The sequence below is a fragment of the Marinithermofilum abyssi genome (assembly GCF_014641195.1).
Taxonomy (GTDB): domain Bacteria; phylum Bacillota; class Bacilli; order Thermoactinomycetales; family DSM-45169; genus Marinithermofilum; species Marinithermofilum abyssi.
On the sequence record NZ_BMHQ01000007.1, the window covers coordinates 69,970 to 82,868 of the forward strand.

General features: G+C 51.7%; 13 protein-coding genes and 1 pseudogene. 3 read left to right on the forward strand and 11 right to left on the reverse strand.

Annotated elements, in window-relative coordinates; all coding sequences use genetic code 11:
- Positions 1-26: 26 nt before the first annotated feature.
- Positions 27-680, reverse strand: coding sequence for a class I SAM-dependent methyltransferase (locus IEW70_RS10745; RefSeq protein WP_188647938.1), 654 nt, complete (start codon positions 678-680; stop codon positions 27-29).
- 344 nt (positions 681-1,024) lie between these two features.
- Between IEW70_RS10745 and IEW70_RS10750 the strand changes: the two genes are divergently transcribed.
- Positions 1,025-1,921, forward strand: coding sequence for a diacylglycerol/lipid kinase family protein (locus IEW70_RS10750; protein ID WP_188647939.1), 897 nt, complete (start codon positions 1,025-1,027; stop codon positions 1,919-1,921).
- Positions 1,922-1,956: 35 nt separating this feature from the next.
- Here the strand turns inward: IEW70_RS10750 and IEW70_RS10755 are convergent, their stop codons facing one another.
- From IEW70_RS10755 to IEW70_RS10765, 3 genes are all read right to left on the reverse strand, one after another.
- Positions 1,957-2,643 (reverse strand): phosphatase PAP2 family protein, encoded by a 687-nt coding sequence (locus tag IEW70_RS10755; RefSeq protein ID WP_188647940.1) that lies wholly within the window; start codon positions 2,641-2,643, stop codon positions 1,957-1,959.
- Between the two features lie 143 nt (positions 2,644-2,786).
- The gene (locus tag IEW70_RS10760) at positions 2,787-3,407 is read right to left on the reverse strand and encodes a histidine phosphatase family protein (RefSeq protein ID WP_188647941.1); all 621 of its coding nucleotides are present in this window, start codon (positions 3,405-3,407) and stop codon (positions 2,787-2,789) included.
- Between the two features lie 111 nt (positions 3,408-3,518).
- Positions 3,519-3,728: a hypothetical protein gene (locus IEW70_RS10765; RefSeq protein WP_188647942.1), complete on the reverse strand. Its 210-nt coding sequence runs from the start codon at positions 3,726-3,728 to the stop codon at positions 3,519-3,521.
- A gap of 257 nt (positions 3,729-3,985) precedes the next feature.
- On the opposite strand from IEW70_RS10765, the gene IEW70_RS10770 reads away from it, so the two are divergent.
- The gene (locus IEW70_RS10770) at positions 3,986-4,534 is read left to right on the forward strand and encodes a GNAT family N-acetyltransferase (protein ID WP_188647943.1); all 549 of its coding nucleotides are present in this window, start codon (positions 3,986-3,988) and stop codon (positions 4,532-4,534) included.
- Positions 4,497-4,995 (forward strand): annotated as a pseudogene (locus IEW70_RS10775) (DsrE/DsrF/DrsH-like family protein). Before IEW70_RS10770 ends, IEW70_RS10775 begins: the two are co-directional and overlap by 38 nt.
- 361 nt (positions 4,996-5,356) lie before the next feature.
- Here IEW70_RS10775 and IEW70_RS10780 read toward each other — a convergent pair.
- From IEW70_RS10780 to IEW70_RS10810, 7 genes are all read right to left on the reverse strand, one after another.
- On the reverse strand, positions 5,357-5,650 hold the full coding sequence (locus tag IEW70_RS10780; RefSeq protein ID WP_188647944.1) for a DUF1294 domain-containing protein: 294 nt from the start codon (positions 5,648-5,650) through the stop codon (positions 5,357-5,359).
- Between the two features lie 180 nt (positions 5,651-5,830).
- Positions 5,831-6,847 carry a LacI family DNA-binding transcriptional regulator gene (locus IEW70_RS10785; protein ID WP_188647945.1) on the reverse strand — a complete coding sequence of 339 codons (1,017 nt, stop codon included), beginning with the start codon at positions 6,845-6,847 and terminating at the stop codon, positions 5,831-5,833.
- Between the two features lie 49 nt (positions 6,848-6,896).
- Entirely contained in the window at positions 6,897-7,724 is an 828-nt protein-coding gene (locus IEW70_RS10790) for a carbohydrate ABC transporter permease (protein ID WP_188647946.1), read from the reverse strand.
- A 26-nt stretch (positions 7,725-7,750) separates the two neighbouring features.
- The gene (locus IEW70_RS10795; RefSeq protein WP_188647947.1) at positions 7,751-9,061 is read right to left on the reverse strand and encodes a carbohydrate ABC transporter permease; all 1,311 of its coding nucleotides are present in this window, start codon (positions 9,059-9,061) and stop codon (positions 7,751-7,753) included.
- A gap of 94 nt (positions 9,062-9,155) precedes the next feature.
- Positions 9,156-10,427: an ABC transporter substrate-binding protein gene (locus tag IEW70_RS10800; protein WP_188647948.1), complete on the reverse strand. Its 1,272-nt coding sequence runs from the start codon at positions 10,425-10,427 to the stop codon at positions 9,156-9,158.
- A 24-nt stretch (positions 10,428-10,451) separates the two neighbouring features.
- Complete coding sequence (locus tag IEW70_RS10805) at positions 10,452-11,729, reverse strand: ABC transporter substrate-binding protein (RefSeq protein WP_188648053.1); 1,278 nt, start codon at positions 11,727-11,729, stop codon at positions 10,452-10,454.
- A gap of 118 nt (positions 11,730-11,847) precedes the next feature.
- Positions 11,848-12,891, reverse strand: coding sequence for a Gfo/Idh/MocA family protein (locus IEW70_RS10810; protein WP_188647949.1), 1,044 nt, complete (start codon positions 12,889-12,891; stop codon positions 11,848-11,850).
- Between the last annotated feature and the right edge of the window lie 8 nt (positions 12,892-12,899).

The following is a 12,899-nucleotide window of genomic DNA, read 5'->3' on the forward strand; positions in this document are numbered from 1 at the left end:
CACAGGGCTTTACCGATGCCAATCGATTACTCCGCCAGATTTTTGCGCGCTTCCATCAACCATACATACCTGTTCAACGGAATAAACTCCGCCTTCAACCCCGCTTTTTGCGTAATCTTTTTCATGACTGGCAAGGTGGGATAATACTCCCGCCGCAAATCCGCAGCTAATTCTTTCATTCCGCGCCTTTCCGCTTCCTGAATGCGTGCCGATTTTGTTTCGTCATCCCGGAACATCGTATCGGCAAAAATGATACGCCCTTTCGGACCCAATCGTTCTGCCAACATTTCCAGTGCTGTTTCTTTTTCTGGATCTGTCAGATGATGAAAAGCATACGTACTGACCACCCCGTCATAATTACCATTGGGAAGATCTAAAAAGTGTCCCGGATAGAGATTCAGCCGAGGTAGCTTTTGCAGTGCTTGACGCCGCATTTCCAAAGAGGGCTCTACACCCGTTACTTCATATCCAGCTTGGATCAATCGATGGGTCAAGTTGCCCGTCCCCACCCCGATTTCCAAAACACGCGACCCCTGGGGCAAGCTTAAAGTCCGAACCACTCTGTTCAAAATATCAGTGTATTTCTCAAACACTTCCCGGTATTCGGGATGTTGACCAGCCACTGCGGCATCATAAGACGCTGCCCATTGATCAAACAGCTCGTTAAACTCTACACCCATCACGATTCATCTCCATTATCCCGAGTGGTTTAATCTGTATTTGATATTATTATAGTCCTTTTTTCCTTTCTATGTGAAATGTTTGGTAAACACCCTTGATCCATGACCATGATGTCCTGTGAAAGCCCGGAGACCAGCCGGTCTGCTGTCATCCTCCGGTTACAGTCAGATCTCGACGGACTGTTAGCATCCCATATTTCGGAGAGTTCAGTCTGTCGGTATAGGGCCCTCCATCTCGAAAGAGTTTGGGCCTGTCGATGCAGGAAAACTAGTAAAAACCATCGGGCTGCGATAAAATATGGAAAGAAATCATTCATTATGAAAGGAAGGACGCCGCCTGATTTATGACACACGCCGAACTGATACTTAACCCGGCCGCCGGACGGCGCCAGTTGTTTTACGCACTGGACGATATCACCCGTTTATTGCAAACAGGATTTGACCAAGTAACCGTTTACCAAACGACTCAACCCGGAGACGGAGCTTTGCGCCTGAAAGAAGTGGCGACTGATCGAGACCTGATCATCGCCGGCGGCGGGGACGGAACGGTCCATGAGTTAACCAACGCGTTGTCTTCCCTGGTCCAGCGCCCCCCCTTGGCCATCCTTCCCGGCGGTACATGCAACGATTTTTCCCGCGCCCTCGGCATGGAACAGGAGCCTCTCGCCGCAGTGAAACAGATTCTGCAGAAACGGGAGCGCCGCATCGATGTGGGGATGAGCAGCCAAGGGCGTTATTTTCTCAACTTTTGGGGAATCGGACTGATTACAGAAGTCTCCCTGGATATCCAAAATCAATCCAAGGAGCGGTTAGGCCGTCTGGCTTATTACTTCAGTGCCGTTCAAAACTTGTGGGATCAAAAGTCCTTCCAGCTTCGGATTCAATCAGAAGACATCGCTTTTGAAGGAGAAGCCACCATGCTTCTGGTCGGCAACGGCTCTTACATCGGGGGTGTGCAAGCCTTCTTCCCCCACAGCCGTATTGATGACGGTCAGATGGATGTGCTGGTGATCAAGGAAACTTCCCTTGACAGCATATGGTCGATGCTGATGTCCATCCTTACCAAAGAATGGCCGGACAGCGATGATCTGATGTATTTTCACGCCAAAGACTTGACGATCTCCGCCTCTCCTCCACAAGAAATCGACTGCGACGGGGAAAAGGGGGAGTTTACCCCGGTGAACCTGTCGATATTGCCCGGTCATTTATCTATGTATGTAGGAGAAATATTGGAGGAATGAAAAAACCGTCCTGTTTTTTCAGGACGGTTGTTGAACTAAGAGGAAGACCAGGAGCTTCGCTGCCGATAACGGCGATACGTCTCCCGGATGCACAGTGACGTGATGACGATGAACGCACCAGCCACAAACCCCGCGATCACATCCGTTGGATAATGAACGCCCAGGTAGACCCGGCTCCATCCCACTACCGCAATAATACCGAGCAGCAGCAATCCCGTACAGCTTTTGATCCATGGCTGCCATGTACTTTTGATCATCAGATACAGCAAAAAGCTGTAAAAGGCCATCGCCCCCATCGCGTGCCCGCTGGGAAAGCTGTACCCTATCTCGTGAATCAAAGCATCTTCCGGCCGCTGCCGTTCATACATGTCCTTCAGAGCTGTATTTAGAATACTGGTCGCCGCCATTCCCGCCGCAACCATCACTCCGTCCCGCAGCTTTCCCCGCCTCCACAAGGCAATCGTTGTAATGATAGTAGCCATGGTCAGCCAAGTGACAGACCCGAGATCCGTTACATGATTCATCCACTTGGTCACCCCAGGTGAACGAAGTGCTTCTACCCAACGGATCAACAACAAATCCACCACAAACGTTTCCCGTTGGGACACATCTTCCCCCAACTCGGTAAACAAAAGAATACATGCCAGGGTTATAGCCAGTCCCACGATCAGCTGTACTGTTAAAGTTTTGGTTTCCCGTGATGGACATTGCTGGTTTTGCACCACGGTATCCCCCTTCTTCCAACAGTTCCTTTACTCTGTTCTTCCTCGGATAACCGCTCCATCCATTCCGGAAAAGGATGCCGGTCAACGGCATCAGTAACATAGGGAGCCCAACTAAAGGGACAAAGGTATCAATGACGCCTTTACAGCGCAGTCTGGGATGATTCCGTCAAGTGAACCGTACAATTCACTTTTATGACGGACCAGCCTCGCTTTGGATGATATACCAGGCGGGTAACACTGGTATTGCCGAGACGGTGTTTTCCTGGCCCATACTCCCCTTCAGTCAGTACATCCAGAACTGCGTTGATACTGCCGCCATGGCTGACCACCGCGATGGTTTCTCCAGGATGTCGGTCCACCAGTTGCCGCACTTGATTCAACATACGGCCTCGAGTGTGTTCAAAAGGCTCGATATCGTACGCCCCGCCCTTATGCCACACCTCCCGCCATTCTAGAGGATACTGTTCCTGAATTTCATCCAGGGTACAGCCCTCCCACTGCCCAAAGTGACGCTCCCGCAATTCCGGCATCTTTGTCACCGGTAACCCCTTACCCTCCGCAATGAATTGCGCTGTTTGGACCGCTCGATCCAAGTCACTGCTGTAGATCGCATCCAAAGAAGTATCCTGCATGGCGGCTGCCAGCTTTACCGCTTGGCGAACCCCCTCTTGAGACAGCGGAATATTGCGGTGTCCCTGAATTCGCTTCTCTCGGTTCCACATTGTTTCGCCATGACGTATGAGATAGACCTGGGTTTCCATCCATGCTCCCTCCCCGGATTATTTCTCTGAGTGAATTACTTCGTGCACCTGCTCTTCCTTTGGATTCTAACGCAACTGATAACTTCGTACCATCCTGCTTTTCCCCAGCCATTAATCCACTGTCAATACCTTTTCCGGCTGTCCGCCCTTGGATAACCCTCGGGTCAACAGCAACCGATACCGAACATTGGGCCCCGCCGGAATAGAGGGATCGACCAATACTCTCTCTTTTTTCACCAGACAGGGTTCATTTCCTCGGAACAGTACCTCTTCATGGGTATCCATCAAAATAAACCGGTCGACGTCAGCCTGATACAGCACCCCTTCTGATGAATCCGGGCCTTCCCTTTCAACCAGTGGGCAGCCAGTTTCATCAGACGCTGTTCCGACCACAGGTGATCAAAGCAACCATCATTTTCCGCCCGCAGGACATGCCACTCCACCCCTGAAACACGTGATATTTCTATCTTAGCGAATGATTGCCAAAATGACCATGACCAAGAACGTATAAGAGCAGCCCTCGCATTTTAAGACTATATCCGAACCTGTATCGGTGACTTATGGAAGAAGGAATGCCTATGCTGACTCTCATGGTTGAACCATCCCTTCAGTTGCGTCAGTTTGACCGTTCCCATGCTTCTGCTTTATTTCAAGTGATTCAATCCAACCGGAACCACCTTCGGCTATGGATCTCCTGGATTGACGGTATTCATTCCCAACAAGATGCCGAAGCCTATATCCTCCGATCCCTTTCTGGATTTGCCGGCAGAGGAGAAGCTCATTTTGGTATTTGGAACGGACCGGCACTGGTCGGCTCTGTGACGGTGGAACGGCTGGATGAGCAGAATCATTCGGCAGAGATTGGATATTGGCTGGCTCAGTCCCATACCGGAAAAGGCATTATGACCAAAGCGGTCCGGACCTTGATTGACTATCTGTTTATGGAACTTCGGCTTCATCGAATTGAGATCCGCTGTGAAAAAGAAAATAGAGCCAGTCAAGCTGTTCCGCTCCGTCTCGGTTTCCGGTTGGAAGGTCAACTCCGTCAGGCCTACTTGAAACAGGGTTCATATGTGGACATCTGTATATATGGACTGCTGGCTGCCGACTGGTCCACAATCCATTGATCCGAAACCCACATTGATTGTGTTCAGCGGCGACCTGGATAAAGCCATTGCCAGCTTTATCATCGCTACAGGGGTTGCGGCTATCAAGTAACCATGTTCTTCACGTTATGGGGATTGAACATCCTGCGGAAGGAAAACGCCGTCCCGCCTAAAAAAGGGTGGATGGAAAAATGTTCGGCGTCATGATGCCGAAGGGGCCCAACAAGCTGGGGCTCTCGAAGATGAATATGGGCGGACTGGGTTCAAAGATGATGAAATACGCGATGAAAAGGAAAAATATCTCCACCTTGCCGCAGTTGATGGAAATGGCCAAAGAACTGGATGTCAAAATGGTAGCCTGCACCATGTCCATGGATGTGCTGGGCATCCGGGAAGACGAGTTGATCGACGGCATCGAAACCGGCGGAGTGGCCGCTTATCTCGGTGAAGCTTATGATGCCAAACTGAACTTATTCGTTTAAATGATAGCAAAAGCCGCCGTGGGTACGTGGCCAGATTGATGACAAACCTGTATGATCGCTTCGACTCTTTTGCCCATTGCTCCCTTTCCTCCGACGCAGAAGTCATACCGTCCGCTCCAAGAGATTCAACGAGACGCGGCACAATGCGGAGTGCACTCAAAAAGTACAAGCACCCACAGGGCACACGTCACGCCTTGGTCGCAAGCTCCCAGGTCGTGCTATGCGCCGCTTCTTGTCTCGTCTCCTCACTTTTCGCTAAGTTCGTCGTCAAAAGTCGCTGCTCGGGCAAAAGAGTTCTTCAGCTCATATCAAGAAACTTTGTCAGCAGTCTCAAGCTCGTCACTTTTTGTGACGAGCTTAGTTACACAAACAGGATATAACACAACCCCAAAAAACACAGCACATTGAGCACCATCGCTCCTCGAACCCCCCACAAAAACCGGGGCTGCCGGGTTTTGTGGTGAAAAGTCTGCATGCCATGCCAGGCTCCAAAGCCGCCGCCCAAGTAAGCCGTTATAAAGAGGGATCGTTCCGGCACACGCCAGCCGCCCTGCTGTGCCTGCCGTTTATCCTTGCGAAAGAGATAATAAGCATAGCCGTTGATTCCCAATCCATAGAGAACCGCCAACCCGAAGAAATCCCAGACTCCGTCCATCCGACCTCACTCCTTTTTTAACGACCAACCAAAACAACCGCTCTTGGTTGTTCACACTCTTCATAGATTAACAGATGGAGCAAGGAATGTGCGGTTTTCGCCTGAGTCAGCCATCCGGCCTGGCGAAATGAAACAGCCACCTTTTCCCTCTAAACAGCAGACGGGAGAACGATGCCTGTTTCATTCGGATGGCGGAGCCGTGCTGTTCCGGACAACCAATTGGTGGGGAAGCACAGCTTCCTTCCCCATTTTCTGTTGATTCAGCATTTGTTCGGTCAACATGGTTGCCGCCTGTACACCCATCTCAAAAGGCTGATGTCGCACGGTGGTAAGCGAAGGGGTGACGATCCGGGCCAGTTCCTCATCATCAAATCCAACGATCGACAAATCGCCGGGTACGCTCACCCCCTGCTCTTCCAAATACTGCATCGCACCTACTGCTATCCGGTCACAGGCACAAAATACGGCAGTGGGCTTCTCCTTGGCTGCAGCGATTTGTTTCATGCCTTGATACCCATCGATCACTTGAAATTCTTCCCGCACCGCGACCCACTGACGCCGGGGCGGAATATCAGCTTCCCGCAGCGCATCCCGATAACCCGCATATCGCTCCTCTCCAGAAGCCCGGTCCCACTTAGGTCCCCGAATCATCCCAATACGGCGATGCCCCAGCTGAATCAGGTAGCGAACGGCTTCATAGGCAGCCTTCCGATTATCGATGATTGCCGTACAGACTGATGAAAGGGATCCCGCTGGTCGACCGATAATCACACAGGGCATCGGCGCCTGAGTAAACCAGCGGCGGTGCTCCCTGCTCCACCGGCTGGAAGCCAGAATCACCCCTTCCATCTGACGGGTTTGAAAAATTTGCAGCATTTCCAGCTCTTGCTCCACACTTTTCCCGGAAACCGCCAACATAACCGAATACCCGGATTGCTGGGCGATACTTTCAATCCCTTGCACCAATCCGGAAAAATAAGGATTGTAGATCTCCGGAATGATAACCCCAACCAAACCGGTCCGCTTATGAATGAGACTGCGGGCTACGGCATTCGGTCGATAACCGGTCTCCTCAACGGCTTTCATAATTTTTTTCCGCAAGGACTCGCTGACGGGCTTGGATTGATTCAGCACCCGGGAAACCGTAGCGATGGATACCCCTGCCCGCTTCGCTACGTCCCGTATGGTTACACTCATGAACAAACCACCCGCCCCGTTGGTCTACCTCTGCTTATTTATGCGTCATTCATTCCTTCACCGCACCGGCAGTCAAGCCGGAAATAATGCGCCGCTGGAAAATGAGTACCATAATCACCAAGGGGATGGTCACCACAATCGCAGCAGCAGAGATCTCTCCCCAAGGCATCGTATACTGCCCCTGAAACAGGGCAATCCCCACCGGAACCGTCTTCATGCTCTCTTCGGTGTTGATGGTCAGGGCAAAGAAAAACTCGTTCCATGCTGCGATAAAGACCAAGATGGCCGTAGTAAACGTTCCCGGCAACGCCAAGGGAAAGATCACCTTGCGCATTGTCTGGAACACGGAAGCCCCGTCCACCCTGGCCGCTTCCTCCAAGTCATAGGGGATTTTCCGAAAGAAAATCGTCATATTCCAGATAGCCAGCGGCAAAGCAAACGTAGTATAAGGGATGATCAACCCCAGATACGAGTTGGTCAGATTCACTTCCTGCATAAAGAGAAAGATCGGGGAAATCGTGGCAATCTGCGGGAACATCGACACTGCGAGCACGATTCCCAAAATAACGGTTTTACCCCGGAATCGCAGCCGGGCGATCGCGTAGGCGGCAATCGAGGCGATAAAAATGGAATACAAGGTGGTCAACGCCGCCACCACTAAGCTGTTCCACAGATAAGTGACAAACGGACGCTGGGTAAAGACACGCTCATAGTTTTCCAATGTGGGATGGTTAGCCAACACCCGGAAGGCATGATCCCCGAACAGCTCACTCGGCGGCTTTAGAGAAGCGCTTAAAATCCAGAGAAAAGGAAACAGTACGGCGAAAACAAACACAGCCAAAAATACATAAAACATCGGTCCTGCTTTTTTCTGCATCCCTGCCCACTCCTTCCTTGCCGTTCTTATCGTCCGCGGCCGTCACTGACCAAGTCCTTGCCGAGGAATTTGACGAAAACCATGCTGATAATCGCCACACAGAAGAACACAATCACAGCCAGTGCCGATCCCGCTCCGAAGTTGGTCTGGGCAAACATCACTTTATATGCATAGACGGAAATGGTCTCCGTCGCGTTAGCCGGACCGCCCCCCGTCAACACATAGATCAAATCAAACACCCGGAATGCGTCCAGCGTACGGAACAACAGCGCCACCAAAATGGTCGACTTCAGCAAAGGCAGCGTAATGGTAAAAAACTGCTGTACTTTGGAAGCTCCGTCCACCCGGGCCGCTTCGTACAAGCTCTGGGGAATGGTTTGCAATCCCGCCAGAATCAAGAGAGCCATGAAGGGTGTTGTTTTCCACACATCGGAGAATATCACTGCAAACATCGACCAGAATTTCGTGGTTAAAAGCGTTCCCATATCGGGAATCAATCCGATCTCCGCAAAGAGCTTGGCCATGATGCCGTTTTGTCCATCAAACAGAAATTTCCACATCAAAGCGGAGATGACTGTCGGAATCGCCCAGGGGATCAACACCGAAGCCCGAACCAACCCCCGGCCGATGAAGTGCTTGTTGATCAGCATGGCGATCCACAACCCCAGTACCAACTCCAGGGTCACGGATATCACGGTAAATACCATGGTGTTTTCCAGGGAGGTCCACATGCGGTTATCATTCAAATAATATTGATAATATTTCAAACCGACGAAGTTGGGTTCCACCATGGAATCCCGTAACCCTTTTACCAGCCCCAGGGTATCGTCGGGCTTTTTCAGCTTTTTCTCCTTATCCAACGCCGCCAACTCCCGGTAGACACTGTCCAGCTTCTGTTTGGCGGCTTTGGCCTGAGCGGGCTGCAATTCCACGAACTTCAGATCTTCAGGGATCGTTTCGAAGTTGAGGAGCAACTCATCCACTTTGTCATACTTCTTGGCAAACTCCGGATCTTTGTTCAACTCTGCCTGCAAGTCTTGGAAATTCTGCTTGACTCGCTCAAGCCGTTCTTTTGTCTTGGCGTCCGCTTTTTTGATTTCCTTGTCCAGGTTGGGCCCAAAATACGGGATCGTGTCCGCGTATTGCTCTAAATTCAAGGCATAATCCGAATGAATTTTATTCTTGGCCGGATCGTTCAAACGCACATCGTGTAAGCTGAGCCAAAACGACTGAATCACCGGCCAGATCGCGATGACGAGGATCACGAGCAGGGCGGGAATAACGAGCAGATAGCCGATCTGCGTTTCGGAAATCCCTCTCCTGTTTCCTTGCTTCATGTTTTTCACCTACTTTTGCAGGAATTCGCACGGGATGATGAAGGAAAGCCGCAAAGAACGGCCTCTGCGGCTTTCCGCCAGTCAGACTTGAAGCTTACTTCACCACTTTTTTCAGCTTCTGATCCATATTTTTAACCGCTTCTTCTGCCGACTGCTTTCCGGCCAAGGCTTTGGAGACTTCGATCTGGATGATGTCGGAGATCTCCGGATATTGCGGGGAGACCGGACGCGGGATGGCGTTTTTCATGCCCTCTACGAAATCTTTGTTGGCGAACAGCGGGCTGGCTTTCTTCACTTCGGGATCATCGTACAGAGGCATGTAGGTCGGAGCGGAACCGCCCTTGATCGCTGTAATCTTTTGACCTTCTTTCCCGGTCATGAACTTGACGAACTCCCAAGCCTCTTTTTTGTGCTTGGAATATTTATTGATTCCGGTGTGCCAGCCGCCGAGGGTCGCAGCCCGGCCTTGATCTCCGGCAGGAAGCGGAGCCACGTCGACCTTATCGGCGATTTTGGATTGCTTTTTGTCTTGCGCCAGCGCGTACTGGTAAGGCCAGTTCCGGATAAAGGGGGATTGTCCTTCGATAAAGGCCGTGTGGGATTCCAGCTCGGTGAAGGAACTGATGTTCCCCGGCACATAATCGGACTTGGCCACTTCCATCATCTTTTTCAACCCTTTGATCGTGCCCGGATTGTTTACAGCCACTTTGCCTTTGTCATCCAACACTTTGCCGCCGTAGGCGCCGGCGAACTCGACAAAGTTACAGACCAACCCTTCATATTGTTTGGCTTGCATCAGATACCCGTACTTGGTTCCGCCTTTACCTTTATACTGTTCAGCCTGTTTGGTTAGCTCATCCCATGTTTTTGGCGGATTTTTCACGATGTCTTTCCGATAGAACAGCAGCCCGGCATCCATAAACTTGGGCATCGTCCACTGTTTGCCGTTATACTTGCCGGCCTCCACAGCCCCATCGTTGTATTGGCTCATGTCAATGCCGTCTTTTTGGATAAACCGATCCAACGGCAACAGATATCCGGCTTGGGCAAATTCCGCCGGCCAGATCACATCCAGATCAAACACGTCGATCTCGGAGGACTTGGCACTCAGCATGGTGACATACTGATCATGGCTCTGCCCGGTATCTGCCGGCATTTCCCGAAATTCCACATCGATATTGGGATGCTGTTTCTCAAACTCCTTCACCAACTGTGTCGTCGCACCGGTCACATCTTTCCCCCGGGCATAAATCAGCTTTACTTTTCCGCCTTCTTCTGCCTCATTGCCACCGCTGCTACACGCGGCCAGCGAGCCGACCATGACGAAAGCCAACCCGGCTGCCAGCCATTTTTTCCAACCGTTCATTCCAGTCTCCCTCCTTTAAACCGCTCACTTCAGCACTTTTTTCAGCTTCTGATCCATGTTTTTGACGGCTTCTTCAGCGGACTGCTTTCCGGCCAAGGCTTTGGACACCTCGATTTGGATGATGTCGGAGATCTCGGGGTATTGCGGTGATATCGGACGCGGAACCGCATTCTTCACCCCTTCGATGTACGCCTTGTCGGCAAACAGCGGACTTGCTTTTTTCACTTCGGCATCATCATATAGCGGCATGTACGTCGGTGCCCGGCCTCCGTGGACTGCGGCGATCTTTTGTCCCTCGGGGCCGTTCAAGAATTTCATGAATTCCCAAGCCTCTTTTTTGTGTTTGGAAAATTTATTGATTCCGGTGGCCCATCCACCCAGCGTAGCCGCACTCTTTTCATCCCCTTCGGGCAGTTGTGTCACCCCGACTTTGCCGACAATTTTGGACTGCTTTTTGTCCTGAGCCAAGGCGTATTGATAGGGCCAGTTCCGGATAAAGGGGGATTCGCCTTCGATAAAAGACGTGTGGGATTCCAATTCGGTAAAGGACGTAATATTCCCCGGCACCACATCAGACTGGGCCAGCTCCATCATCTTCTTCAATCCCTGCACCGAATCCGGACTGTTGATCGCCACCTTGCCGTTCTTGTCCAGAACTTTTCCCCCGTAAGATTCGACAAACTCGATAAAGTTGCAAACCAGCCCTTCGTACTGTTTGGCTTGCATCAGATACCCGTACTTGGTCCCTTTTTCACCTTGATCCCGCTTCGCCTGCTGGATCAGCTCATCCCATGTTTTCGGCGGATTTTTCACGATATCTTTGCGATAAAACAGAAGGCCGTTGTCGATATATGCCGGCATGGTCCATTGCTTGCCGTTGTATTTGCCGGCTTCGATCGCGGCATCGTTGTATTTCTCCAGGTCCAGGCCGTCCTTTTGAATAAACCGATCCAACGGCACCAGATATCCGGCTTGGGCAAACTCCGCCGGCCAGATCACATCCAGGTCAAACACGTCGATTTCAGAGGACTTGGCACTCAGCATGGTCACATACTGATCATGGCTCGTCCCGGTGTCTGCCGGCATTTCCCGGTATTCCACATCGATGTTGGGATGTTTCTTCTCAAAAGCCTTGATGATTTTCTGCGTGGCACCGGTGACATCTTTGCCTCGGGCGTAAACTATTTTCACCTGATCATCGGATTCCGCTTCCTTGCCCGCACCGCTGCTCCCGCATGCAGCAAGCGGCAAGATCAGAGTGCCAATCAACGCGAAACTGAGTAAGCGCTGCCATTTCACAATACATCTCCCCCTTGAGCAGGTGTCCTCATCCCTTCCCGACGATGCCTCTCATAGAGTAGAACAGCGGAACGGATCACCTCCCTTCCAAGCCTGTCAAAGGTGCCGACGCTTTTCCTACTTAACGGGCAATCGGTTGCACTACCTGCACGACTTGCTTTTTCTCAGCAGAATCCAATGCAGCCAGAATCACTTCCAAGGATTTCAACCCTTCTTCTCCGGGAATCGGCGACGGTTTTTTCGCTAGGATACTCTCTACAAAAGCGGCAATCACACCGCTGTCCGTTTGGCCGCCTTCCTCATTGGTCGCGATGGCTCCTACCTGGTATTTCTCCACCGAACCGTCCACGCGGCGAACAATTACTTGGTCCACCGGATCCGTGCCAATCTCCACTACACCTTTTTCACAGAATAGGGTGGTGCTGTTGTCTTCCCCTGGTTGGTGGGTCCAGCTGGCAGCCATGGTACCGATGGTTCCTTTCTCCGTTTTCAGGATGAGTACGGCGTTGTCGTCCACATCGGTGTTTTCCTTTTGCAACGTTCCGACAAAGGCTCCCACTTCCACCACTTCATCGTCCAACAGCCAACGGATCAGATCCGCTTTGTGTACTCCGAGATCTCCCATGGCCCCTACAAAGGCCTGATCCTTTTGGAAGAACCAACCGCCGGCTCCTTCCACACTCCATGCTTCCGGCCCGCCGTGGGCGAAAGCCGTGCGGAAAGTGAGCACCTTGCCGAGGGTTCCGCTTTGCAGGATTTCCTTGGCTTTGACGTGAGGCGGCATCAAGCGCTGGTTATGCCCGATCATAAGAATGACGCCGGCTTCTTTCGCCGCCTCGATCATCGCCTGGGCTTCTTCACGGGAAGTCGCCATCGGCTTTTCGCACAAGACATGCTTGCGCGCCCGTGCCGCCGCAATGGAGATCGGGGCGTGAAGGGCGTTGGGCGTACAGACGCTGACCGCATCCAATTCCTCCAGTGCCAGCAGTTCCTCGTAATCGGTGAAAGCTTTTCCGCCGTATTGCTCTGCAAAGGCGGCGGCCCGCTCCTCTGCACGGTCGCAAAACGCAACCAACTCCACATTCGGGTTCTGGGCATATTCAGGAATATGCCGGTGTTTGGCGATACTGCCGCAACCGATGATACCGATTTTCAGCTTGCTCATGGGGATCC

Excerpts from the sequence above, each read along its gene's own strand:
- IEW70_RS10745 (WP_188647938.1), bottom strand. The coding sequence starts at position 680 with ATGGGTGTAGAGTTTAACGAGCTGTTTGATCAATGGGCAGCGTCTTAT.
- IEW70_RS10770 (WP_188647943.1), top strand. The coding sequence starts at position 3,986 with ATGCTGACTCTCATGGTTGAACCATCCCTTCAGTTGCGTCAGTTTGAC.
- IEW70_RS10795 (WP_188647947.1), bottom strand. The coding sequence starts at position 9,061 with ATGAAGCAAGGAAACAGGAGAGGGATTTCCGAAACGCAGATCGGCTAT.
- IEW70_RS10785 (WP_188647945.1), bottom strand. The coding sequence starts at position 6,847 with ATGAGTGTAACCATACGGGACGTAGCGAAGCGGGCAGGGGTATCCATC.
- IEW70_RS10760 (WP_188647941.1), bottom strand. The coding sequence starts at position 3,407 with ATGGAAACCCAGGTCTATCTCATACGTCATGGCGAAACAATGTGGAAC.
- IEW70_RS10800 (WP_188647948.1), bottom strand. The coding sequence starts at position 10,427 with ATGAACGGTTGGAAAAAATGGCTGGCAGCCGGGTTGGCTTTCGTCATG.
- IEW70_RS10810 (WP_188647949.1), bottom strand. The coding sequence starts at position 12,891 with ATGAGCAAGCTGAAAATCGGTATCATCGGTTGCGGCAGTATCGCCAAA.
- IEW70_RS10790 (WP_188647946.1), bottom strand. The coding sequence starts at position 7,724 with ATGCAGAAAAAAGCAGGACCGATGTTTTATGTATTTTTGGCTGTGTTT.
- IEW70_RS10780 (WP_188647944.1), bottom strand. The coding sequence starts at position 5,650 with ATGGACGGAGTCTGGGATTTCTTCGGGTTGGCGGTTCTCTATGGATTG.
- IEW70_RS10750 (WP_188647939.1), top strand. The coding sequence starts at position 1,025 with ATGACACACGCCGAACTGATACTTAACCCGGCCGCCGGACGGCGCCAG.